Below are 24,755 nucleotides of genomic sequence, written 5' to 3'. Positions count from 1 at the left end.
TGCGGAGCAACGCCGACCGAATGCGTGCCCTTCTTGGGCAAGGCGGTGTCGTCGACGATCAGCCACGATCGTGGGCCACCCACCAGGCGATCGGCATGGTCCCACAGGGCCGCCTCGAGCGGCGCGCTATCCCACACGCCGGCACTGACGAAGTGATGCAGCCGATCATACGGAACCTCGCCCGTCCGGGCCGCGATCGGCTGGATGCTCTTGCGATCGCCCGGACCGATCAGCCCAGCAATATAGGCCGGGCACATGCTGCGCTGCGCCTTATGCCAAACCCCGCCATAAACGGCTCAAGCCATGCGTCCAGATCCGCTCGCCAATCCCCGTCCATCGCCAGCCCTCATCATAGCCGGTCTCCTATGAATCAGCGATCGGGCGTCAAGGGAATCCCTTCCCAATGTTTTCTGCCAACGTAGTGCTAGGAACGCGAGACTTAACTGCGGAGTAGGTCGTTCAGAACTCTGTCGTACTCCGTGAAGTCTTCGAAGAAGAGTTTTTCTGGATGCTTGGTTTCGTTCTCGTACTCGTCAAAGAAATAACGAGGATACCAATCGTCCGCAAGGAAAGTCAAAGGCCGACTTTCCAAATGTGTACGCAATAAGGGGAAGCGCTGGTCAAAGTATTCCTTGTGGGTCGTAGTTACCATATCGTACGCCGTAATAAGACAGTCTCGGTAGCCATTCAGCATCTCGTTGAACATGGCCCACACGGTATGGAAGTAGAAGTTATAGGACTCTGTAAGCCTCTCCGCTTTGGCATAGCGAGCGTTCTCCTCATACCAATGTGAAAGGTCGGTTGGTGACCCGCCCTCCAGATACATGGAAAGAGTCCGAAAAGTCTCCCAATGGCTGTTAATGAGGTATTGCAGCGTGGTCGAGCAATGCTGTTTCGGGTGGTTGCGCTTACACATAAGCACCAACGGGCCAAGCGAAGTGTAACTCGTCAGGCCCCTTTCGATAGCTACCTCGATCTCCGGCCACTTTCGCTCAATCTCATAAGACCTCAGGAAGCGATTTAGGTGGGATAGACTGAAGTTGTCGACCATTTCGATTCGAATAGCCGGATTAGGCGCCGCAGCTTGTTTCTGTTTTAATTGGGTACGCGTTGTTCTGGAATAGGCGCCCTCACGGTATCGCCGCTTGATATTCACCCAATAGCAGCGCTCTGTGGACAGACATACTAGGCAGACGAACACTGGTACTGGCATACCCAACCAGTAGTTAAGCGTGGCGCGCTTGATCGTATAGAGCGTTGTATACTTTCTGGTCGACGACTTGGAGAATTCCACTTTGGCCTGGCTTTTGAGCTGGATGGCGACAAGGTCGCCACGCAGGCGCTTATCAACTCCTACAATTTCCACGTATATGTCCAAGCCATAGTCGCGTTCGCCTACCTCGCGTATTATCCAATGGCTCGGCAGGGACTGCCGTAGCAGCGCGAGGGATTTTGACTCGGAGATGTGCGTGTCGGCACGGACGGGGTATTCGCTGGACACTTGTTCCTTGTTCCTTGTTTCTCGCTCTAACGGCCATTCGGGGCTGGACGCCCGCTCATTGTAAGCGCCGAACGTCCGCGTTGCCATCTTCGGTGTATGTGTTCCAGCCTCCTTGATCTAACGACGCAGCACATTGGGCTCCATGTCGTAGAAGATCACAAGGACGGAACACGCTATGCCGTGTTGCTGACTTTGTGCAACCAAATCGGCGCGAGGGGAGTAGGTACAATGGGTTCATTCCTAACGAGACGGCTCTTGAAAGCGGAATTCGGCCAGAGTGGATCTTCGGGGGTACCCAGGCGGACAAATTTGTGATTCATCATGATGGCCGGACGGGAGGCAGGCGGTCATGTGGAAAGCTCTGTCCGTGGATCTTTGCGTCCGTGTTCGGGCTGCGGTTTCGGGAGGCGCTGGCGTAAGCTTGAATGGGAGAAGGGCGAGGTCACGCCCGGCCCTCTGGGCGCAGATAGACGTTCGGGTCGCATCAAGGAACAGCATGACCTGATCCATCATCTGTCGGCGGAGAAGCCCGACATCAGCGCGAGCGAACTGCAAGCGGTCTTGCAGGACTTGGGTCATGACTTAGGCGACCTGAACTTGATGAAATGTCCGTTGTCAATAACACTGAACGATTTTGGTCGAGCTCGCTTTACCTTTTCGTTTGGAAGGAGCCGGTGTACGCTACCTTTTTCGTCAGGCTACCATACAGAAACACGCTTTGGCCACCAACGGTGTCGCTCCAACTTTGTTTTTTCATCAATTATATATAAATCCTATCGTATAAAGCACCATAAACGCCAGGTTCCATTTCTGGATGAGCAACTTTGCATGTCTACAAGAAGAGTGGGCATGTTTGTCGATTTGAACGCCTCTATTCTGCAATTACACAGAAAGGGCTAGTTTCAGCCAAGCTAAATAGCTTTGCATAATCATGTCCGTTATGCGGGAAAAGCCTCGGCAGTACAAACGGCCGACATGAAGGCGATTGTGTTGAAAAACCCTCGCCGCAGTTTGCGGTGAGGATGGCCCTGAAGCCAGCTTGACGAGGTCCTTCATCTCATCCGGCGGCCATCGCCACCCGAGGTGGGACGAGCTTGGCCATCTTGCGGAGGTTCTGGGCGGTGGCGGCGAGGAGGAACTCGTCATGAGCGCCGTTTGGACCACGTAATCGCAGGCGACCCAGTTTCAGGATCCGTTTGAGGTGGGCGAACAGCATCTCGACCTTCTTTCGCTGTCGCCGTGCTGTGGCATAGGTATCGGTCAACGCGAGGTCGCGCGCCAGGTCCCGTGCGCCTTCATGGACCGAGCGCATGATCTTGCGGGCCGGTGTATTCGGCGTGCAGCGCTGTCGGAAGTCGCAGACGTCACAATCGTGCTTGCTGGCGCGGTAGCGGATGAACCCGTCCTGATCGACCTGTCCACGCGGCGCCTCGGAATGACGCTGCGACGGCCGCAGTTCCTTGCCGGCCGGGCAGATGTAAAGGTCGTGCGCGTGGTCGAACCTGAAATCCGATCGGGCGAACGTTCCGTCGCTGCGGGCTGATTTATCGAACACCGGGATATGTGGCTCAATGCCGCGCTCATCGACCAGCCAGGCCAGGTTCGGGGCGTCGCCATAGGCAGTGTCGGCTGCCAGACGTGCTGGCCAAAGGTCGAACCGGTCCTGCACCCGCTCGATCATGCGGCGTTGCGCCGTGATCTCGGCCTGCCGCACCGCGGTCGTGGCCTCAACGTCCATGATGACCGCATGATCCAGGTCGATCAGGTAATTCGTGCTGTAAGCGAAGAAGGCACGCTCCGGCGTGGCGGCCGTGAAGCGTGCGGCCGGGTCGGTCGGTGCCAGCTTTTTCGGCACGACGGGCGTCGAGGCACCGAACGCGGCATCGTCCAGCGTTTCCAGGTATTCCCGTACCGCACGGCCAGCAGCATCAGGCGGCAGGCCCTCCTCACCGGGCACGGCCCGCTGACGGTCGACATCAGCGCGGATCAGGCTGGCGTCGACACCGAAACTCTCGCCGCCTACCAATTTCTCGGCGATGCAGCGCCGAACGGTGGTTTCAAAGACCTGCCGCAGCAAATCACTCTCGCGGAAGCGGCCGTGCCTGTTCTTGGAAAACGTCGAGTGATCCGGCACGGCGCCGTCCAACCCGAGGCGGCAGAACCAGCGATAGGCGAGGTTCAGGTGAACCTCCTCGCACAAGCGGCGTTCGGAGCGGATGCCCATGCAATAGCCAACGATCAGCATCCGGATCAGAAGTTCCGGGTCAATCGAAGGCCGCCCAGTGTCGCTGTAGAATGGCTGCAGGTGTTTGCGAACTGCCGCCAGATCCACAAAGCGGTCAATCAGCCGGAGCATGTGGCGCTCGGGAACATGCTGCTCGAGACTGAACTCGTAAAACAGCGCCTCCTGCATCCCCGTCCGCTCGCCCATCATCCGCATCGCCCTCCAACCTGTTGCGATACTGAATCAGCAGGCAACAATTACCGCAAGACGGTGTTTTTCAACACAATCAAGGCGGAAGCCGTCATGCCGCTCGGCCATAGCGGCAACTAGCGATCATCCATCGGTGACAACCACCAATAGATGCAACTTTTGGTCGCCTAAGCAGGCCCACAATCCAAACACTCATTGCCCGTTCCCAGTCCCCGAAGGCAATTCAATGAAAGTCACGTGACCGCATGACAATGGGCTCACCGGCGGGCTCGCTTGCACGGCAGCAGCTGTCAGCCCTCGCTGTCCCCTGAGCGGAGCGATTACTAACATCCGCCAGCAGCGCCGACCAGTCGGCAATCTCCAGGGCGATCAGATGGATCACCTCCCCCTCTTTCTGAAGCCGCCCCTTCACAGCCACCATGCTGGCGGACAGGACCACCGGCCGGAACTTCTCGAACACGTCCGCCCACACGATGACATTCAGCGTCGCCGTCTCGTCCTCCAGCGTCATGAAGACTACGCCCCTGGATGAGCCCGGCCGTTGGCGCACCAGGACAATTCCCGCCGCCGTCATCCGCTTGCCGTCCCTGGACCCGATTGCGTCCCGGCATGACAGGATGCCTTCCCGGCGCAGATCATCCCGCAGGAAGGCAACCGGATGGTCCCGCAGGGTCAGGCCGACACGGTTATAGTCCCGCGCAACCTCGGCGCCGGCCCGCATGGGCTGAAGCAGGACATCGGGTTCCTCTGCTTCCCGGACGATCTCCGCAGCCGCGAACAGGGGCAACGGTTCATCCCGTAGCGCCTTGATGGCCCACAATGCCTCGCGCCGGGCCAGCCCGAACCCCGGACGGAACGCATCGGCCTCGGCCAGATGGGTCAGGGCAGCGGCCTTCACGCCGGATCGTCGCCACAGATCATCGACCGATGCAAAGGGCCGGTTCCCACGGGCCGCCACGATCCGCGCGGCATCCTCATTGGCCAGTCCCTTCACCAGGTTCATCCCGAGCCGCACCGCAAACAGGCCGTTCGCCCGTTCCGGCCCTTCCAGCGTGGCATCCCACCGGGACCGGTTCACGCAGATCGGCCGGACTTCCACCCCATGAGCCTGGGCGTCGCGGACAAGCTGGGACGGCGCGTAGAAGCCCATCGGCTGGCTGTTCAGCAATGAGGCCAGGAACACGTCCGGATGGCGGCATTTCATCCACGATGACGAATAGGCCAGGATGGCGAACGACGCGGCATGGCTTTCCGGGAAGCCGTAGGAGCCGAAGCCCTCAAGCTGCTGGTAGATGCGCTCGGCGAATTCCTCCGGATATCCGTTCTCCCTCATGCCTTCGAGCAGGCGGGTCTGGAATTTCGATACCGTGCCGGTGTTCTTGAAGGTTGCCATGGCCCGGCGCAGGCCGTCCGCCTCGGCCGCCGTAAACCCGGCGCAGACCATCGCCACCTGCATCACCTGTTCCTGGAACAGCGGCACCCCAAGGGTCCGCTTCAGCACCTCTTCCAGTTCCGGCGTCGGATAGTCCGGATGCTCCAGTCCCTCCCGCCGGCGCAGATATGGATGAACCATATCACCCTGGATCGGGCCGGGCCTGACAATGGCGACCTCGATCACCAGGTCATAATAGGTCCGGGGCTTCAGGCGCGGCAGCATCGACATCTGGGCGCGGGATTCGATCTGGAACACGCCGATCGTGTCTGCCTTGCGGATCATGGCGTAGGTTCGCGGGTCTTCGGCCGGGATGGTGGCCAGGGTCAGCGCCTGCCCCTTATGCTCGGCCAGCAGATCGAGGCTTTTTTTCATGCAGGTCAGCATGCCGAGCGCCAGCACATCCACCTTCATGAATTTCAGCGCGTCGATATCGTCCTTGTCCCATTCGATGGTCTGACGGTTATACATCGCCGCCGGTTCGATCGGCACCAGTTCGTCCAGCCGGTCGTGGGTCAGCACGAAGCCACCCGGATGCTGGGACAGATGACGCGGCACGCCGATCAGGGCACGCGCCAGATCGAGCGTCAGGCGGATACGCCGGTCGGTCAGGTCGATTCCGGTCTCGGCGAATTTCTCCGCATCGACCTCGCGCGACCAGCCCCATATCTGTTTGCTCAACAGGGTGATCAGGTCTTCCGGCAGCCCCATCACCTTGCCCACATCACGGAGCGCCCCCTTTGCCCGATACCGGGTGACCACGGCGGTCAGTGCCGCGCGGGTGCGACCGTAATGGTCATAAATCCACTGGATGATTTCCTCGCGACGGGCATGCTCGAAATCCACGTCGATGTCCGGCGGCTCGCCCCGCTCTTCGGAGATGAACCGCTCGAACAGCAATGTCGTCCGCGACGGATCGATCGCCGTGATCCCCAGCACGAAACAGACGGCGCTATTGGCCGCCGATCCGCGCCCCTGGCACAGGATACCCCGCCGTTGCGCCTCGCGGACGATGCTGTTCACCGTCAGGAAGTAGGGCGCGTATGACATCCGCCCGATCAGCGCCAGTTCATGACGGAGGATTTCGGCCACGTCCTCGGGGATGCCATCCGTATAGAAGGCTCGGGCACCTTCCCATGTCAGGGCTTCCAGTGCTTCCTGGGGTGTCTGGCCCGGCGTCGTGATTTCGTCCGGATATTGATAGGCCAGGTCGTCGAGGCTGAACCGACAGCGCTCGACAATCTCCATGCTCCGGTCGATCGCTTCGGGATATCGTGAGAACAAGCGCACGATTTCCTGGGGCGGCTTGAGATAGCGATCGGCATGACGCTCGCGGACGAAGCCGGCCCGGTCGATGGTCGTATTATGCCGGACACAGGTGACGACATCCTGGAGGATGCGACGGTCATGGATATCGAACAGCACGTCATTGGTGACGACGGTCTTCACCCGGCGCGCATGGGCCAGGTTCGCCAATTCATAGAGCCGCATCTGATCATTCGGCCGGCGGCGCAGGGTCAGGGCCATATAGGCCCGATCTCCGAAGGCATCCCGCAGCTTCCGCAGATGCAGGGCGCAGTCATCATCGGCGACATCCGGCACCAGCACGGCCAGCAGCCCGTCGCCCCACTCGGCCAGGTCTGCCCAGTTCAGCAGGCATTTCCCCTTGCCGGCGCGCGCCTTGCCGATCGACAGCAGCCGACATAACCGGCCGTACGCCGAACGATCCATCGGATAGACCAGGACCGGCGGAAAGTCGGCGAGGTCGAGCCGGCATCCGACCACCAGCCGCATACCGGTATCTTTCGCCGCGATATGGGCCTGGACGATGCCGGCCAGCGTATTGCGATCCGTGATCCCGATGGCGCAGAGTCCGAGGCGCTTGGCCTGGGCAAACAGTTCGGCAGGCGAAGACACCCCGCGCAGGAATGAGAAATAACTGGTGACCTGAAGCTCGGCATAGCGGGTCATGCGAACAGCCCGTGCATGAACCATCTCTGCGAGCCGGTTTCTCCATGCTCGCCGTCGCCCTCGCGGAAGACCCAGAATCGGTCGCCGGCCGTGTCCTCGATCCGGAAATAATCCCGCGCGATCGTCAGTTCCGCATCGCCCTGCCACCATTCGCCGAAGACGCGCTCAGGTCCGTCGGCGCAGCGCACGCGATGCCGGATACCGCGCCAGATAAAGAAGATCGGCGGCTGGTCCGGCAGTTCGGCCATGGCCTGGACAGGTTCCGGCCGGGGAAGCAGCCGGGTCGGTCGTGGCCATCCGGCCGGCCAGGTGGTGCCGTCATCCGGAGCCAGTGCCGGCACCCGGCAGACTGACCGCTCGGGGATGTCGCTCTCCACAGGGGCAAACCGATAAAGCGATTCCCCGCCGACGCGATTGGCCAGCGTGTCGATCAGGCCGGAGATATCGGCCTCTTCCTCTTCGATCAGCGAGGAAACCCGCTGCCTGACCTCCATCGGCTCGGCCAGGACGGCGACCAGTTCCATGCGCTCGATGCCATAGCCCGGATCGATCGTCTCGATCTTCTCGCACAGCAGGCGTGTCAGATGCTTCGCGTCCCTTGCCGGCCGGGCCGTGGCGATCCGGATCGTCTGGGTCTGGCTGTCCACCCGGTGCAACAGGAGATCGAGCAGGCGGATGCCGTCACCCCTCGCATCCAGCCCCTCGCACAGGACGGGAACCAGCTTGCCGATATAGCGGGCAATGGTCTCGGCCGCGCCGATGGGTTCGGCGAAGTTGCGCGCGACAGAGACCGGATCGACCGGACGTACGGCCAGGATCGGTTCGGCGATGCGCCCATAAGCCTGGTCCAGACGGCGTTCCAGTTCCGGGCCGAACCGCAAGGTCAGCGGCGCGCGCGGCATGGCGGCCAGCTTGCCGATCCGGGAGATACCCAGCGTCCGCAACCCTTCGATGACGGCAGCCGGAAGCCGCAATGCCTCGATCGGCAGGCCGGACAGCGCGTCGGGGTTGCCGCCGTCGGGCACGATGACGATCCGGCCGCGCCCATATCTGGCCAGGGCATGAGCGGCACCCCAGGTTCCGGCGATCGTGACCTTGGCGGTAAAGCCTGAGTCAGCCAGGCGCCGGACCACGGTTTCCAGCATTGCCGGCTCGCCACCATGGAGATGATCCGTGCCGGTCGTATCCATTACGATGCCATCAGGCAGGCCGCCGGATATGTCCACGGCCACGATCGGCGCGATCCGCCGCTGGAACCATAGAGCCAGAGCCTCCAGCCCGGCGCGGTCGCCCTCGGGGTCGGCGTCCATGATGGTCAGATCGGGATAGAGTGCCTGGGCCTTGGCAACCGGAATGCCGGGCGTCACCCCGATCTTACGGGCGGCAAGGTCGGCGGACATGACGACGCGACGGCTGCCTTCCCGGCCGGCCAGGGCCAGCGGTGTCTCAGGCGCGACGTTGCCCAGCTTCTTCCTGATGCGCTCCGTCGGCCAGAGCGGCAGATACAGCGACACCACACGATTCGATCCTCCCGTTGGCATCGCATCCCTCCACCTCGAAATCCGCGCATTCCCCCGATCGCGCGCGCAGCAATTCCAGCATCCACCGGGGCCGCTCCACGCCGGGCACGGGAAGCGGCGCGGATGGCAGGACAGAGACCCGCCAGCGTGTGGTGCTGGCCGTCGGCTGTCCGAAATCGGCGGCTTCCGTCTGGCGGCGCCATCTCCGGACAGCCAGGCCGATCGTTCCGGTCCCTTCGGCGGCGATCTGCAAGCGCCGCGAGGCCGTCATCGTCAGCCGCCCGACCTCGGCGACCACAGACCCCAGCCCGCCATGACGCAGACCTTCCTCGAAGCAGGCCAGGGCGTCATTGTCCGAGGATGCTTCGACATGGATGACCCGGCGGGCGGCCAGTCCGGCCTGATCGAGAGCCGGCGCGAAGATGTCCTGGCGGGTGACGATCCACAGCACCTTGCCCTTGGTCCGGGCGGCAATCCCTGCGGCGAACAGGGCCGCCGCCGTCGCGCTCAGGGCGTCATTCCCGCCCCCGGCCACTTCGTGGAGCGCACCCAATGCCAGGCCGCCACCCGGCAGTCTCGTATCGATTGCCTTCACCCCGAACGGCAGGACAGCGCGCTTGCGGTTCTTGTGTCCCTCGATCCGGGCAATGGCCGCCTGGAGCGCTTCCAGGGCAGGCTTCTTCTGGGCTGGGCTCCCCTTCGTGGTCATCTCGATCCGTCCGATGCTGGCGGGCGTCAGTGATAAGAGTTCATGCTTTGTTCCTTAAATGCGATCAGAGTCAAGGCACGATCTCCGGAGATGTGGCACAGTGCCGGGAATGGCTGAGGCCCGGCTATGTCTCTGATATCTGCAAGGCTTTGACTCACGGTCGTTTTCTCTGGCCGACGGCGGAAGGCAGGCAGCGATGTGCAACCTCTACTCCGTAATGACGAACCAGGAGGCGATCCGGACGATCGCCAGGGTCATGATCGACCACATCGGCAACCTGCAACCGTTGCCCGAGGTGTGGCCGAACACGATGGCCCCGATTGTCCGCAATGCCGAGGGTGGCCGGGAACTGGTCATGGCGCGCTGGGGGATGCCGACGCCGCCTGGCATGCTCAAGGGCAAGAAGGTGGACCGGGGCATTACCAACGTCCGGCACACGGATTCGTCCTGGTGGCGGCGCTGGCTGGGCGTGGAACACCGCTGCCTGGTCCCGCTGACCGCCTTCGCCGAGCCCGAACATCTGCCGGAAGGAGGAAGCCGCCAGGTCTGGTTCGCCAGGGCCGATGGTGAGCCGCTGGCCTTCTTCGCCGATCTGTGGTGCCGGTGGACGTCAAAACCCCGGCACTAAACATCTAGAGGCGTCGGGTATCATGCGCAGCGATGGAGAAATCGACGGGTCGACTGCCCGTAAGCGGGAGCTCCGACTATGACCGGGATAACAGAGGATCCTAAAAAATCGAGCAACGGTGACATATAAGAAAGAGAAGGCGTCCGCTTGTTACTCGACGATTGGGGTATTCCTCGGTCTCGTTATTGACGTTCAATATAAGTGAACATTTGCGGCAGGATTTTCGATTGCAGGCGCCTCCCCCTATGTTGCCTGACAAACTCCGCTCAGAGCGCCGAGCGCTCCCGTAATCGGAAGACGCGCTTTCATTTCATTCTGCCATCCGAGCCAAAACTCAGATTGCAATGAGTGGGACAGGATACTCCGTCTGATAAGGCTCGAGAACTCGTCCTGCTATTCATTCTTGAATGGTGGTCATTTTCATTCGGTGCTGGCTTATAGAAGTGCGGCCATGTCACCGTTGATCCATCAAAGGCGGTTTTCAGACGTTTAATCTGGGACCAGTATTAGGAGCGACAAGGCTGTGGACAGAATCAAATCAGGAAAATTTGACGTCACGAAAATCGCCGCAAGTTTTCCTGAATCGGCGGACACACTGCTGCTAGACCATTATATGACCGATGAGGAGGCTGCTAGTTCACGTGTTTTTCGCGTCTACCGTGGCACACCGCCTCATTATCATGAGAAGAGCGACGAGTATCTATATATTCTTTCTGGCCGCGGAACATTCTGGATGGAGACGGAGGACACGAAGGGAGAATTTGGTCCAGGCCAACTAATTTTTTTCAAGAAAGGGACAGTACATGCATTGCCGGACATTCTCGAAGGCCCAGTCATTTTTCTTTCAATCGACACACCGCGCCGGGACCCAACCGACATTATCTTCGTAAACCCGGAAGATGGGTCGCCCGAAACCTTTATCGCGGGCCGGTAAAGCTATAGGTATTGTCCACCTGATTTGCTGCTCACCCAAACTGCAGCTCCCAATGAGCCTCATCTTTCTGGCGGTAGGAATGGACAGGTGAAAATCTATCCGGACTTCTCGCATCGTATGCTGACTGTTAACGCCGCAACCCTTAATGCCGACATGTTCGAATTCATTCGTTCCTGCAAGCGTCAGTACGCGGCCGGTGAGGTCATTGCCCGGTTGTAACCGTAAAGCGACAGTTCCAGGGCCTTCGTGTCACATCTGTCGCGGTACAGTTGTATCGAGGAAGCCCAAAAGCGCTCTTAGCCGCTTCAGTCGTTTCAGATCGGCATGATAGCCTAATCTTATTACCCGCCTAGGTGGGCCGTCCCCTGCCGTCAAGGCAACCAGCCCGAGCGTTGTTCCAAGCACGGTAGGGAGTACCGCGAGACCAACACCTGCCGAACAGGCTTCGGCTTGCAGATCGCGTCCGTTGCTGCAGAATGCATACGCTGCATTGGGATAGAGGTTGCGGAGCCAGATCGCATCCGGCAAAGACGCAAGCTGCGCATCCATACCTATGAGACGATGAAGGGTGCTGTCGCAGGTCAGTCCAGCCGTCCGATCGATGTAGTCCTGAGAGGCAAAAAGATCGTATGTCACCTCGGTAAACTGCTTCTGAATAATGGCCGGTGACTCAAATTTCGGAAAGCGGAACACTAGGTCTGCTTCCTGCCGCTCCAGATCCACCACCCTCGATTCAATCAATAACTCAACCGATACATTCGGGTTCTCGCGGCAGAACGCCGCAATCGCTGGGGTGAGCACCAATCGGCTGAACCATTCGGATGCCGAGAGGCGTAGTTTGCCCTCGACGGTGCCTCCTGCGCCGAGAAGGCGACGCTCGAGCGACGTGGCCTCTTCCTCCATGCGCTCTGCGTGAAGGCGTATGAGTTTACCCTCGTCGGTCAGATAAAATCCGTGTGAGGTTCGTTGAAACAGGACAAAGCCGCAGGCTTCTTCCAAAGTGCGCAGCCGCCGACCGGTGGTAGGTTGACTGATCTTGAGTGCCTCAGCGGCGGCCGTCAGAGTACCCGTTCGCGCGATTGCGAGGAAGATACGCAAGTCTTCCCAATCAAGTTGACCTAATTTTCTCACACTGTGCCAACCAGTTTTTGCTGCTCTTGACCGGGCGCAACCTATTCAAAAACGCATAATACGCGGTCGATCTTATTTGTCGACGTTTTTCCTGTGTCAGGGTCTTCTATCGACAACAAAATGAGAAAAAGGAGGTGACGATGAACAATAACGAGGAATTCGATGCCGTTGTGCTAGGCAGCGGCGAAGGCGGCAAGTTCATGGCATGGCATCTCGCGCAGCATGGAGCGAGAGTGGCTGTGATCGAAGAACGATATGTCGGAGGATCATGTCCGAATATTGCATGTCTGCCGAGCAAGAACATACTACACAGTGCCGCAGTCGCGCATACCGTTGCTGGTGCCGTCGCGTTCGGTTCGCAGGTATCCCAGTATACGGTTTCGATGCAGGCGATACAGGCACGCAAGCGTGAGATGGTGGATGGCCTGATCGCGATGCATCAGACGCGTTTTGCGAAGACCGGAGCGGAACTGATTCTCGGACGCGGCCGATTCGTCGGTCCTCGCGTCATCGAGGTAACGTCAGCCGAGAAGCCGATGCGCCGCGTGACCGCCAAGCATATTTTCCTCGATCTCGGGGCGTTCGCGGCAATGCCAGAGCTTCCCGGTCTCGTGGATGCCGCACCGATGACGCATGTTGAATTGCTGGATCTCAAAACCACTCCGAACCATCTAGTGATCCTCGGCGGCGGGTATATTGCGCTCGAGCTGGCTCAGGCCATGCGTCGTCTGGGCAGCGATGTCACCATTGTGGAGCGTACAGAGCGGCTTCTAACGCGTGAGGACCCGGATATCGCTTCGATCCTCACGCAGGTTCTCGTTGATGAGGGCATTGAAATTATTACCGGTGCGGAGATTGCTTCGGTCAGTGGGCGATCCGGAGCAAGGGTGACGCTCCACGGTAAGAAAAATGGACACGACCTGGCCGTCACCGGAAGCGATCTGCTGGTTGCGCTCGGCAAGTCCCCGAATACGAAGGGTGTCGGTCTGGATATTGCAGGTGTCGCGCTCACAGGCACGGGATATGTGGAGGTCAACGACCGGCTCGAGACAACGGCACCCGGCATCTGGGCATTGGGCGATTGTGCGGGTACCCCGGCCTTCACCCATATGTCTTTCGACGATTTTCGTATCGTCCGTGACAATCTGGCAGGCGAAAGCCGGGTTACGACGGGCCGTCAGGTGCCGTTCTGCCTGTTTACCGAACCCGAACTCGCACGCGTCGGTCTCAACGAAGTCGAAGCCGCTCGTAATGGTATCGCCTACCGTCTTGCCGAGATTCCGGCTGCGGCGATCTTGCGGACGAGGAGCACAGGCGAGACGACAGGAAAACTGAAGCTTCTTGTCGGCGAGGACGATCGAATACTTGGCTTCACAGCTCTCTGCGCGCGTGCGGGTGAGTTCCTACCGGTCGTTCAACTCGCAATGGCGAATGGTTTGCCTTACCAGGCGGTCGAGAAGCTGGTGATCGCTCATCCGACTTACAGTGAAGGACTCAACGGGCTCTTCGCGTCGGCTATGGCTCAGGCCCGACAGCAGCCACCGGGCACGTCCGGGACGTAATATGCATGTCCATTCAAATATGAATGGAACGAAGAAACAAATATTGGTCGTTCGTCAAAGACGAATGGACGATACGTATGTAGGCACTCAAAGCTGGAGGCACAAGACGATGAAGGCAGTTGGTTTTCGCACCGGGGCGGACGGTGCTGCGCACACGAATCTGGTGGATTTTGAGGCGGAGACGCCTTCGCCGGGTCCGCATGATCTGATTGTGCGGGTCAAGGCAGTTTCGGTGAACCCGGCAGACGTGAAAGTGCGTCAGCGCGGCCAGGTCGAAGAAGGGCAGACGCGCATTCTCGGCTACGACGCATCTGGGATCGTCGAGGCAGTCGGCGCTGAGGTGACGCTTTTCGCGGTGGGCGACGAGGTTTTCTATGCCGGAGATATCACACGTCCCGGCACGAATGCTGAACTGCATGCGGTGGACGAGCGCATCGTCGGACACAAGCCCAAATCGCTGGATTGGGCGCAGGCGGCCGCGCTCCCGCTGACGGCCATCACCGCATGGGAATTGCTTTTCACACGTCTCGGCGTTCCATACGGCCGCAAGACGGGCGGTGGATCGCTGCTGGTGATCAACGGTGCCGGCGGTGTGGGTTCTATCCTGATTCAGATTGCGCGCCGTCTGACGGGCCTTACGGTCATTGCCACGGCGTCTCGGCCGGAGACGATCAAATGGGTGCGCGACATGGGCGCGCATCATGTGATCGATCATCACGAACCCCTTGATGAGGAATTGTCCAGGATTGGCATCCCCGAAGTGGAGTATGTCGCCTCGCTGACAGGCAGTGACCGACAATTGCCATTTTTCCCCAAGATCGTAGCGCCGCAGGGGCACATCGCGATGATCGACGATCCTGAGCATTTCGATATCGTGGCACTCAAGCGCAAATCGATTGCCGTGAGTTGGGAACTGATGTTCACCCGGCCGATGTTTGCGACGGCCGATATGATTGAACAACACCGGCTTCTGCAGGAAGTGTCGCGTCTTGTCGATGAGGGGCTCCTGCGTTCCACGTTGACCGATATGGTCTCACCGATCAATGCGGCCAATCTCCGTGCGGTGCATGCGGCGGTCGAGAGTGGGCGCGGAATCGGCAAGACCGTGTTGGCCGGATTTTGAGCGCCCGGAACGGGAGAAATTTCTCATGAAATACGCTTTGCGGTTGCTGACCTCTCTGGTCAGCATAGCGTCCATTCCTGCCGCCGCAGCACCGCATTCTGGTATGAACCCAATGGTCGAGCAGGTTGCGGCGCTCTCGGGCGCCATGCCGACAGGTGTTACGGTGGCGCCGAATGGCCGCATTTTTCTCAATTACCCTCAATGGGGCGACCATCCTCGCTTTGCCGTCGGTGAATTGAAGGACGGACATGTCGTTCCCTATCCAGACGAAATTCTGAACATTCCTGATACACTCACACCTGATGGACATTTCCTGAGTGTTCAGAGTGTGGTGGCAGACGGTGCGAATCGTCTGTGGGTTCTCGACACCGGAGCGCCCGGATTTTCTTCTCCAGTTGCCGGAGGCACCAAGCTTGTGGCGATCGATATGGGAACTAACAAAGTCGTTCAGACGATTGTACTCGGCCCGGATGTCGTTCTGCCCACGACCTATCTCAACGACGTCCGTTTCGATCTCCGTCAGGGAAAGTCGGGCGTTGCCTATATCACTGATAGCTCGATCAAGGGACCGGGTGGTCTAATCGTCGTCGATCTTGCCTCCGGCCATTCCCTCCGTCGTTTGTCCGGTCATTCTTCAACCATGCCCGACCGAGGTTTCGTGCCGCGTATCGACGGTCAACCGCTCATGCTTCGGCCGCGCGGCGCGGCCCCGGGACTCTGGCGTGTCGCCAGTGACGGGATCGCTCTCTCCCCCGATGGAGCGACCCTGTATTACTGCGCGCTGTCGAGCCGTCATTTCTATGCGGTGCCTACCGCGCTGCTCCGTGACCCTCACGCCACGGACGAGATGATTGCCGCAGAAGTCCGGGACCTTGGACCCAAAGCTCCCTCTGACGGTCTGGCCGAGGATGACCGGGGCGCGATTTATGCGGGGGATTACGAGCACGGATCGATCCGAAAATTTGTCGATGGGCGCTGGACCACGATTGCGCACGATCCACGTATTCTCTGGCCGGACACATTGTCGATCGGTCCCGACGGCTATTTATATTTCACGGCCAACCAACTTTATCGGCAGCCTGTCTTTCATGAGGGGAAAGATCTGCGCCGCCAGCCATATACCCTGCTCCGGATCAAAATCGATGCCGGCCCGGTAGTTCTCCACTGAAAAAGCGTTAGGGATTTCTCTTATGAAAGCAATCGTCATTAATGCTCATGGTCCAAGTTCCGTGTTCGAGACCATGGATGTCCCTACGCCCGAACCTCGTACCGGGCATGTACTCATTCGGGTGATGGCAACCAGCGTCAATCCGGTGGACACGAAAATTCGAGAAGGCTCCGAAGGTACGGCCGGCCTGACATTTCCCGCCATCCTGCACTTCGATGTTGCCGGCGAGATCGTTGCCCTCGGCGAGGGAGTGACACGATTTGCCGTCGGAGATCATGTCTATGGCTGCGCCGGGGGCGTTACGGGAATCCCAGGATCTCTTGCAGATTACATGGAGGCAGATGCAGCGCTCCTCGCACGTATGCCGCGTAATCTCACGTTCGGCGAGGCAGCCGCGATCCCGCTCGTGGGGATCACGGCCTGGGAGGCTCTCGTGGACCGTGCCCGCATCAAACCGCGCGACAGGCTGTTGATCCAGGGCGGAACAGGTGGTGTCGGACATATGGCGGTTCAGATCGGCCGTATTCTGGGTGCGCGCGTAACAGCGGCGGTTTCAACACCTGACAAGGCGGAGATTGCGCGCTCCCTTGGTGCGGAAGATATTATCCTCTACCGTGATGAAACACCCGAGGATGCGGTTTCCAGATTGACAGCAGGAAACGGCTTCGACGTTGTATTTGACACGGTGGGCGGTCCCTCCTTCCAGACGTCGCTTAAACTGGCGAAGCTGAAGGGCCATGTTGTGTCGATCATAGGGTACGACCGCTATGATCTGACCGATATGCATTTCAAGGCGCTGCGGCTGGATCTGGTCTTTATGCCGATCCAGCTGATTCATAATATTGATCGTCATGAGCATGGAGTCATTCTGGAGCGCATCGCGGAACTCGTCGAGAACGGTGCCTTCAGGCCCATGATTGACCGCAGATATGCTTTTACTCCCGATGGTGTACGGGACGCGCACGACAGACTTGAGAGCGGCCGTGCCGTCGGAAAAATTATTATCGAGCGGGTGTGACCGGTTCGCTCGGTCACCTCCCGACCGACAGGCAACTGTCATTATGCGGAAAGTATGCCTCGGTTCTTCTTTTCGAGGCATTCACCTACGATCACGGTGCCCGTGAAGACAATCAGTCCAGCGCCAACGGTGAGAATGGATGCTTCCGGTCCAAATGCCCCGCCGGTTAACCATACCGGCGCGGTTGGATCGAATCTGGTGAGGAGCAAACTTCCCTGGCTCGGCATTCCGGAAACAGGTGCTCCGAATATCGCCCCCAGTGTAAAGTTCCACCCAGCATGGGCTCCCACGCTCACCCATATTCGGCCCGTTGCGATATAAAACCCTGAAAGAAGCAGTCCTGCTTCGATCGCAATCGCGGCGGCCGACAGGATCGTGGCGCTAGGGTTGTGGAGATGAGCAGCTCCAAAAAGGAGCGCCGAGATCGCAACGCCAGCTGAAAGGCCGAAGGCGCATGACAGAAGTCGAAAGATAATGAGCCGCGCCAGAAGTTCTTCCAGAAATCCGGTGCCGAGGGCTTCGCGTATATCGTGAGACCAGTCCGACCAGTTGCTCGGATGGATCGATGCAATACCCATACAGTAAAGACCGATTACCACTACGCTCATGATGCCGCAGCCAATCGTGATGCCGCCGGTGAGTTCTCTGAGTGCAGGACGAAGCGCCAGCTCCCGCAGGGGCCGCCGTTCCCCGTAACGCACGAGGGCGACGTATGTGGCATAGGCAAGAGCGAGGGTTACGAAGGCTGCCGTCAGAACGATCATCGGGTTGGTGCTGACGAACGAACGGATAGCAGACTGTAAGCCCAGTTCGATCATAATAGAAACCAGCAGCGCCAGCATCCATCCGAGGATGCGGAGCTTCTGCCAGTGCCCCGGACCGATGACGCCACTCGCGTCGGTGATGTGAGTTTTTTGATACACGATCAGTTTCCGATTCTGGGAAATTGGGCGGAAAATAGCTTGGAAATCCCGCAGCATTGCGCCGACGGCCCGAGTTCGACCGGCGCGGCGCCGGTCGTGCGAAGTCGCCGCTGAGACGCGTACCCACCGCTGTGTCCGACACGGGAGCAATCCTCAGTTCGAGGCAAAAAGTGCGGGGCTCTACCTACCAATCTCGGTGACGAACAACACCCTGCGTTCCCTTTCGTCGATCCGCGGCTCCAGGAGGCTGGCGGTCGCAACATCTCCAGCTCGTTGAGCATTTTGGCGGGCGGCACCTCACCGGCGCCGCCTTCTTCCGAGCGTTGGAGCTGCGCGACATGCCCGCTGGACCGAAGCGTCGTTCCGCTGATGCGCGGTCAGCGACCGCACTCTATTCAGCGGCCTGAGACGTGCGTGGTGCGGTCTTGACGCGATCGAGCGCCGCAGCCACGCCGGCTCCGTAGGCAGGATCGCATTTGGTGAAGTGCGCGAGCTGGCGTTCGACGATCGACTGCGGAACACCCTGCATGGCGGCGGCGACATTCGAAAAAAGCCGTTCTCGCTGGCCCTCGTCGAACAGCGCGAACAGTGCGGCCGGTTGGCGGTAGTCGTCGTTGCCGTCGCGATGATCGTACCGCGCCGCAGCGCCCTCCAGGTCAAGCGGCGGCTCTTGGTAGCGTCTGACCTCAACGGGCCCGGCGTAGCTGTTGGGCTCGTAGTACGCGTCGGAGTTGCCTGTGTCGTTGTGGAAGAAGCGCATCGCGCCGTCCTTGTGATAGTGACGCACCGGACATTTCGGCGCATTCACCGGCAGTGCCTCGTAATGTGTCCCGATACGGTGACGGTGCGCGTCGCCATAGGCGAAAATCCTCGCCTGCAGGACTTTGTCAGGCGAGAAGCTGATGCCCCGCACGATATTGGACGGGCTAAAGGCCGCCTGCTCGACCTCTGCAAAATAGTTGTCCGGGTTGCGGTTCAGCTCGACTTCGCCGACCTCGATCAGCGGGAAGTCGGCGTGCGGCCAAACCTTCGTGAGGTCGAATGGATTGAACCAGGTATTCTTGGCCCGCTCTTGCGTCATGACCTGGACGAACATCGTCCACTTCGGGAAGCAGCCGTCCTCAATCGCCCCAAACAGCGCCTCCTGATAGCTCTCTCGGCTGCGGCCGACGACCTCCGAGGCCTCTGCATTGGTGAGGTGTCGATGGCCTTGCAGGGTCTTGAAGTGGAACTTCACCCAGACGCGCTCGCCGGCGTCGTTCCAGAGGGAATAGGTATGGCTACCGTAGCCGTTCATATACATCGGCGCCACCGGCAACCCGCGATCGGACATCAGGATCGTCACCTGATGCAATGATTCCGGCGACAGTGACCAGAAGTCCCACATAGCAGTGTTCGAACGCAGGTTAGAGCGCGGGTGGCGCTTTTGGGTCCGGATGAAGTCAGGGAACTTATAGGGATCGCGGATGAAGAAGACCGGTGTGTTGTTACCGACGAGGTCCCAGTTGCCATCCTCGGTATAGAATTTCATGGCGAAGCCGCGCACGTCGCGCTCCGCATCCGCCGCGCCCTGTTCTCCGGCGACGGTGGAGAAACGGACCAAGAGGTCCGTCTTCTTGCCGATCGCGTCGAATAACTTGGCGTTTGTATATCCCCTCACGACATCGGACGTGATGGTCAGCGTGCCGAACGCGCCCCATCCTTTGGCGTGAACCACCCGCTCGGGAATACGTTCGCGGTTCTGGTGCGCGAGCTTCTCGATGAGCTGATAATCCTGCAGGAGGATCGGCCCTCGGGCGCCGGCTGTGACGCTGTTCTGATTGTCGGACACCGGCGCGCCCGCGGTAGTCGTAAGAACGGGGCCATGAGTAGAATTCGTCATAACAAACCTCGTAGCGGGTGATTGGGGTGACGGCAGATCGATCGTGTGGGCCGAGCGTCCAGGCGATCGCCGCAGGTCACTTCAACAGGACTGCGTACAAATGCCGGCTCGACAGCGGGCGATAGTGGAGCGTCGCGCCATCAGCCGAGAGAGCGATGCCATCGGAACCCACCGCGAAAGGCTGGGGCGCCGTGCCGGTCTCTCGCACGGCCTGCCGCTCCCCCGCGACGACCGGCACAAACTTTAGATCGGGCATTGTGGAGGGACGGCCGCTCAATCGCCGCCTGCCTTCGCCGGTCGCGAGGTCGACCACGATGATCCCACCAGGACCGGTGATCAAGGAGTCGGTGATGTGGACGGCGCCTTCCTTGCCCTGGCGTAGGTCGAACCGCACCTCGTTGGCATGGGTCGACCTGAGCACGACGCCGCCGGACAGAAGGATTGTCTTCACCACCATATCGGTCGTGAGATCGACGACCACGAGCTTGGCGCCCCCGGCCCCGGGCTCTGCGAAGCCTGGCGCGGCTGTGTCGAGGACCCACGACCGATCCTTCGGATCGACGACAACGCTTTGGACGCTGATTAGGGTCGTGCCGGAATGCTTGGGCTCGCAAGCATTGATCGCCGCGTCGGGAAACGACAGCGCCTTGCCGTCACGGATCTCCGCAACGGTGAAGGGCACATCGTCGCCCCAGCGCGCATAGTTGATGAAGATGCGCCCCGTCGCAGACACGGTGGCGCCCGTGGGCACCGCATCGAAGAAGTGCGCGACGCGTTCGATCATGCCGACTGTTTGCTCGGCGGGGAGTGCCTTATCGCTCATGGAGCCTCCGGGTATCTGAGCGGAGGCGCTGACGCAGACCAGGGCTATGAGAGCGAATGCGGGGACGAATATCTTCACGGGTGCTGACGCCAGCGCTTACTTGGAGCCGAGCGCCCGCAGCAGCGCCGCGCGGCCAGCCTCGGCCACCTCGACGTCCTGCTCGGTCGTGCCGGAGCCCACGCCGATCGCGCCGAGCACCACGCCGTCGACGATAATCGGCAGCCCGCCGCCGAGATTGGTGATGCCGCCCTTGCTCGCGATGGCGAGGTCGACGCCGAACTCGAACGGGAATGGGCCGGTGGCGATGCCGAGCGAGGCTGCGGTCTGGGCCTTGGCGATCGATGGCTTCAGCGCCAGCACCGCAGCGCCCTCGACCCGGCCATAGGCCAGAAGGTTGCCGCCGGCATCGACCACGGCGATGCACTCGGGCGCGTTGATCTCGCGGGACCGCGCGACGGCGGCTTCCAGAGCAATGGCGGCGCCGGCATAGGTGATCTGGCAGCGATCTTGGATAAGGGCATGTTGGTTCATGAGCTCAAATCCTTACGATGGCGGGTTACAGTAGGGACGGAACCGTCGGGTCCACATGGACCTCGATCAGGTGCGGACCCGGGGTCGCGATCCCGCGTTGAAGAGCGGTGTCCAGTGTGGACAGCTCCGTGACGCGCTCGGCCTGGCAACCGTAGCCGGCCGCCAGGGAGAGAAAATCTAGCCCCGGCAAGTCCAGTCCAGGGACGCCCGGAGTATGGAGTTGGTTCGCGAACGCCTTCAGGATGTTGTAGGCGCCGTTGCGCGGAATCACGAACAGGATGTCCAGCGTGTGCTGGACTGCCGTCCAGAGGGCCTGGATGACATAATTGGCAGCTCCGTCCCCGACGATGTCGATGACCTTGCGGTCCGTGCCTTCATCGCGCTCGGCAAGCGCCACGCCGATCGCGGCCGGCAAGCCGTAGCCCAGCACGCCGCTCGACATGGAGAAGAACGAGCGTGCCCGGCTTGTCGGTAGCCGCTGGCGCAGCGCCTTTAGAGACGACATCGACTCCTGGACGATTACGCTATCGTCCGGTCGAGCCTGGTCGATCGCGAAGTAGAGCCGTTCAGGCGTGATGCACTGATGGTCGGACGGTGCCGCGAGACGTGGGCGGGGCGCCGGCGCCGGTCGCTGCGGCTCTTTGATGAGGTCGGCGAGAACCGCGCAAGCGCGGGCCGGATCCGCGAGGATGCTCTCGCCCACCGGGGCACGGCCCGCTTCGTTTGGGTCGTCGGTGATGTGGAAGAGCCGCGAGCCGTGCGGGATATAGTTGCCCTCGACATAGGGGTAGTAGCGGAAGACCGGGGCACCGATCACGACAATGACGTCATGCCCGCCGAGAAGATCGCACAGCGGTCTGATCGCACCGGGCAGGCTGCCCTGGAAGGCGGCATGAGTTTCGGGGAAGCCCGGTCGTCCTTCGCCGGGCGCCGCCCAGACCTTGCACCGCAGGCGCTCGGCCAATCGCACGCCATCGTCCCAGCCGTCGCTTTGGTCAACGGCTCCGCCAATGATCAGAACGGGAGACTTGGCAGCGTTGAGCGCGTCGACCACGTTTGCGAGATAGCGAGGATCGGCGCCGAGGCGACGGCTGACCAAGCGGATCTCGGGTACCCTCGCCGGCTTATCGAGGTCGTCCATCGGGATCGACAGGAAGACCGGGCCGGCCGGCGGTTGCACCGCCATCGCGTATGCTCGCATGAGGGCGCCGGGCACGTCCTCGGGGCGGGATGGCTCATAGGCCCATTTGACGAATGGCTTCGGCAGATCGGTCGGCTGCGTGTTCGTCAGATAGGGCTCGAGCAGCAACATCTGGCGGGTCTGCTGGCCTGCCGTGATGATGAGCGGCGCCCGGTTGTACCAGGCGCTCTCGATGTTCCCCATGGCGTTGCCCATGCCCGCCGCCGTGTGCAGGTTCACGAGGGCTGCGCGGCCCGTGCGCTGGGCGTACCCGTCCGCCATGGCGACAGCCGGCGCCTCCTGTAGCGCCAGCACGTAGCGAAAGTCCGGCGGGAAATCCTTCAACAGGGTTTCTTCTGTCGAGCCGGGGTTGCCGAAGATCGTCGTCAGCCCGAGCTTGCGGGCAACTTCGTAGAATGCTTCGCGTACCGTCGTCATTTTCCTCTCCACTCTCTTGACGAAGCCCGGATCAATCCGCTGCCGCGCCCCCGGGAAGGGGCGCACAGACGGGCGAGACGGCTGTCAGCTTTCGGATTACGAATTCTTCAAAGCCGAGCTCGGACAGTTCGTGCCCGTAGCCCGAATTCTTGATGCCGCCGAAGGGCAGCTCCGGAGCAGTCCAGGTCGGACGGTTGACGAAGGCCACGCCGCTTTCGATCTGGTCGATGGAGCGGCGATCACGGTCGAGGTCGGCGGTGAAGACCGAACCGCCGACGCCGAACGGGGTAGCGTTAGCGGCTTCGATCGCCTCGTCTTCATCCGAGATCTGTGGGAAGGTCTTCACCACCTCGCCGGTCCCTGGGTTGATCGTTTCGTAGGCCATCGCTTCATGCCTCCTAGGCTCGAATGGGTGGCGCTCGCTGCTCGCCCGCTCAGGCCTCGACGAGGTATTTCGCGACTGCGGCCTCGTTCCAGGCGACGCCGGTACCCGGCGCAGTCGAGGGATGGATCTGGCCAGCGACCGGCACAGTGGGCTCGGCGAGGATCGGGCTCGCCCAGTCGACCCACTCCAGCCAGTGCGCAGTAGGCGTTACGCGCATCAGGTGAGCGGAGATTTCTGGGTAGAGGTGATTGGAGAACTGCACACCGGCTGCGCTCGCGATGCTCGCAGCGCGCAGCCAGCCCGAGACGCCGCCGATCCGCATGAGGTCGCCCATAGCGTAGTGGACTGCGCCAGCCTCCAGGAACGTGAAAAAGTCGCGTGGCCCCCAAAAATTCTCGCCCATTTGCAGAGGGGTACGGACACTTCGGGCGAGTTGCGCATACCCCCGGACGTTGCCGTAGGCGATGGGTTCCTCGAACCAATAGAGCCCCATCTCATCCAGTTCGTGGCAACGCCGAATCGCGTCACCGAGGCCCAGCGCTTGGTTGAAGTCAACCATCAAGTCGATCTTATCGCCCACGCCTTCGCGCACAGCTTCGATCGCGGCGATGTCGTCGGCAGCATGCTCATTGCCGAGCCGCAGCTTCATGGCGCGGAAGCCGCCTTCCTCGACAAGTTCTCGGGCCTCGGCCGCGATGGTGGAGACTTCGTGACGCCACAGGCCGTTGCTGTTGTAGCCACGCACAGGACCAAGCGTGCCACCCAGCAAAACGGCGAGCGGCTGGCCCGCTTCCTTGGCGAGCACATCCCAGGCCGCCATGTCGATCGCCGCTATGGCGGCCAACGATATCCCGGTCACGCCAACGACGTTAAGCGCCCTGAGACCACCTTCGAACATATCGAACGCCGCGATCGGTCGGCCGCTGAAGAGCGCGCCCAGCTCCCGCAGCTCCTGCACGATCGCTGAAACAGCGGCGGCGCGGTACGGCGCCAGATAGCTGTGCCCAATGGTGCCGGAGCTGGCCTCGAGATCTATCAGGATCATGGGCCATTGGTCGAAGCGACCGATCCCGGCGATGACAGGGCGCCGCAGCGGGACATGTACAGTACGGATACGGATCGATTTTAGAGTGGTGGAACTGGCCATGATTGCTTGCCCGGCTCGGTGCTTCGGTCCGGAGGAAGGTTAGCCAAGCGCAGTCCAGAGTCCCGTGGCGAGTTGTGAATTCCTGTGACCCTCCCGGAGTGCCGGGAAGTCGCAAACAAGTCCTTCAGATGGCAAGAAAGTTGATGCAGGCGCCTAGGCGCTATCGCGCAATCACCGCAGCGAGGTCGGGAAGCAAGTGAACCCCGAATCCAGACGGCGCCTAGGCTTTTCACGAGAATTCACGGGGCATCGGGCGAAAGCTCGGGCAGGTTCGTTGCCACGGACCGCTGGAGCCGGCGTTCCGGCAGCGCCAGG

Annotated in this window: 18 protein-coding genes and 2 pseudogenes; 6 read left to right on the top strand and 14 right to left on the bottom strand. The window is 60.7% G+C overall.

Annotated features, from left to right (window positions below):
* The 6 genes and pseudogenes from G442_RS21470 to G442_RS0108550 all read right to left on the bottom strand — a co-directional run.
* Window positions 1–337: pseudogene (locus G442_RS21470) on the bottom strand (transposase); the annotation flags it as partial.
* 102 nt (window positions 338–439) lie between these two features.
* Window positions 440–1,588, bottom strand: a complete 1,149-nt coding sequence (locus tag G442_RS0108570; RefSeq protein WP_026397671.1) for a DUF4365 domain-containing protein — start codon at window positions 1,586–1,588, stop codon at window positions 440–442.
* Between the two features lie 970 nt (window positions 1,589–2,558).
* On the bottom strand, window positions 2,559–3,935 hold the full coding sequence (locus tag G442_RS0108565; RefSeq protein ID WP_026397670.1) for an IS1182 family transposase: 1,377 nt from the start codon (window positions 3,933–3,935) through the stop codon (window positions 2,559–2,561).
* A 223-nt stretch (window positions 3,936–4,158) separates the two neighbouring features.
* A complete protein-coding gene (locus tag G442_RS0108560) occupies window positions 4,159–7,338 on the bottom strand; it encodes an error-prone DNA polymerase (RefSeq protein ID WP_246789369.1) in 3,180 nt (1,059 codons plus the stop codon).
* Window positions 7,335–8,855, bottom strand: coding sequence for a DUF6504 family protein (locus tag G442_RS0108555; RefSeq protein WP_035376342.1), 1,521 nt, complete (start codon window positions 8,853–8,855; stop codon window positions 7,335–7,337). Before G442_RS0108555 ends, G442_RS0108560 begins: the two co-directional genes overlap by 4 nt.
* Window positions 8,785–9,567, bottom strand: coding sequence for an ImuA family protein (locus tag G442_RS0108550; protein WP_026397667.1), 783 nt, complete (start codon window positions 9,565–9,567; stop codon window positions 8,785–8,787). The genes G442_RS0108555 and G442_RS0108550 overlap by 71 nt, the downstream gene beginning before the upstream one ends.
* Window positions 9,568–9,763: 196 nt before the next feature.
* Between G442_RS0108550 and G442_RS21465 the strand changes: the two are divergent.
* Both G442_RS21465 and G442_RS0108540 read left to right on the top strand, forming a co-directional pair.
* A pseudogene (locus tag G442_RS21465) lies at window positions 9,764–10,180 on the top strand (SOS response-associated peptidase family protein); the annotation flags it as partial.
* A 538-nt stretch (window positions 10,181–10,718) separates the two neighbouring features.
* A complete protein-coding gene (locus G442_RS0108540; RefSeq protein ID WP_026397666.1) occupies window positions 10,719–11,129 on the top strand; it encodes a cupin domain-containing protein in 411 nt (136 codons plus the stop codon).
* 249 nt (window positions 11,130–11,378) lie between these two features.
* On the opposite strand, the gene G442_RS0108530 is transcribed toward G442_RS0108540, so the two are convergent.
* On the bottom strand, window positions 11,379–12,227 hold the full coding sequence (locus G442_RS0108530; RefSeq protein ID WP_211229128.1) for a LysR family transcriptional regulator: 849 nt from the start codon (window positions 12,225–12,227) through the stop codon (window positions 11,379–11,381).
* A gap of 173 nt (window positions 12,228–12,400) precedes the next feature.
* Between G442_RS0108530 and G442_RS0108525 the strand changes: the two genes are divergently transcribed.
* The 4 genes from G442_RS0108525 (at window position 12,401) to G442_RS0108510 (ending at window position 17,131) form a co-directional block, all read left to right on the top strand.
* A complete protein-coding gene (locus tag G442_RS0108525; RefSeq protein WP_026397664.1) occupies window positions 12,401–13,822 on the top strand; it encodes a dihydrolipoyl dehydrogenase family protein in 1,422 nt (473 codons plus the stop codon).
* 109 nt (window positions 13,823–13,931) lie between these two features.
* Window positions 13,932–14,945, top strand: coding sequence for a zinc-binding alcohol dehydrogenase family protein (locus G442_RS0108520; RefSeq protein ID WP_026397663.1), 1,014 nt, complete (start codon window positions 13,932–13,934; stop codon window positions 14,943–14,945).
* Window positions 14,946–14,970: 25 nt separating this feature from the next.
* Window positions 14,971–16,113: an L-dopachrome tautomerase-related protein gene (locus tag G442_RS0108515; RefSeq protein WP_026397662.1), complete on the top strand. Its 1,143-nt coding sequence runs from the start codon at window positions 14,971–14,973 to the stop codon at window positions 16,111–16,113.
* A gap of 22 nt (window positions 16,114–16,135) precedes the next feature.
* Window positions 16,136–17,131, top strand: coding sequence for a zinc-dependent alcohol dehydrogenase family protein (locus tag G442_RS0108510; RefSeq protein WP_026397661.1), 996 nt, complete (start codon window positions 16,136–16,138; stop codon window positions 17,129–17,131).
* Between the two features lie 41 nt (window positions 17,132–17,172).
* On the opposite strand, the gene G442_RS21460 is transcribed toward G442_RS0108510, so the two are convergent.
* The 7 genes from G442_RS21460 to G442_RS0108475 all read right to left on the bottom strand — a co-directional run bounded on the left by G442_RS21460 (window position 17,173) and on the right by G442_RS0108475 (window position 24,440).
* Window positions 17,173–18,111: a CPBP family intramembrane glutamic endopeptidase gene (locus G442_RS21460; protein WP_051292100.1), complete on the bottom strand. Its 939-nt coding sequence runs from the start codon at window positions 18,109–18,111 to the stop codon at window positions 17,173–17,175.
* Window positions 18,112–18,445: 334 nt separating this feature from the next.
* Entirely contained in the window at window positions 18,446–19,936 is a 1,491-nt protein-coding gene (locus G442_RS0108500; RefSeq protein ID WP_026397660.1) for a catalase, read from the bottom strand.
* Between the two features lie 76 nt (window positions 19,937–20,012).
* Entirely contained in the window at window positions 20,013–20,759 is a 747-nt protein-coding gene (locus tag G442_RS21455) for an L-dopachrome tautomerase-related protein (protein WP_051292099.1), read from the bottom strand.
* 96 nt (window positions 20,760–20,855) lie between these two features.
* Window positions 20,856–21,290 (bottom strand): GlcG/HbpS family heme-binding protein, encoded by a 435-nt coding sequence (locus G442_RS0108490; protein ID WP_026397659.1) that lies wholly within the window; start codon window positions 21,288–21,290, stop codon window positions 20,856–20,858.
* A 25-nt stretch (window positions 21,291–21,315) separates the two neighbouring features.
* Entirely contained in the window at window positions 21,316–22,908 is a 1,593-nt protein-coding gene (gene mdlC, locus G442_RS0108485; RefSeq protein WP_026397658.1) for a benzoylformate decarboxylase, read from the bottom strand.
* A gap of 31 nt (window positions 22,909–22,939) precedes the next feature.
* Window positions 22,940–23,293: an aldehyde dehydrogenase family protein gene (locus tag G442_RS0108480; protein WP_026397657.1), complete on the bottom strand. Its 354-nt coding sequence runs from the start codon at window positions 23,291–23,293 to the stop codon at window positions 22,940–22,942.
* Between the two features lie 49 nt (window positions 23,294–23,342).
* Entirely contained in the window at window positions 23,343–24,440 is a 1,098-nt protein-coding gene (locus tag G442_RS0108475; RefSeq protein ID WP_026397656.1) for an enolase C-terminal domain-like protein, read from the bottom strand.
* Window positions 24,441–24,755 lie beyond the last annotated feature (315 nt).

This window comes from Acetobacter nitrogenifigens DSM 23921 = NBRC 105050, from assembly GCF_000429165.1.
Taxonomy (GTDB): Bacteria; Pseudomonadota; Alphaproteobacteria; order Acetobacterales; family Acetobacteraceae; genus Acetobacter; species Acetobacter nitrogenifigens.
Note: the sequence above shows the minus strand (reverse complement) of the source record. Positions and strands in the feature narration are given on the sequence as shown.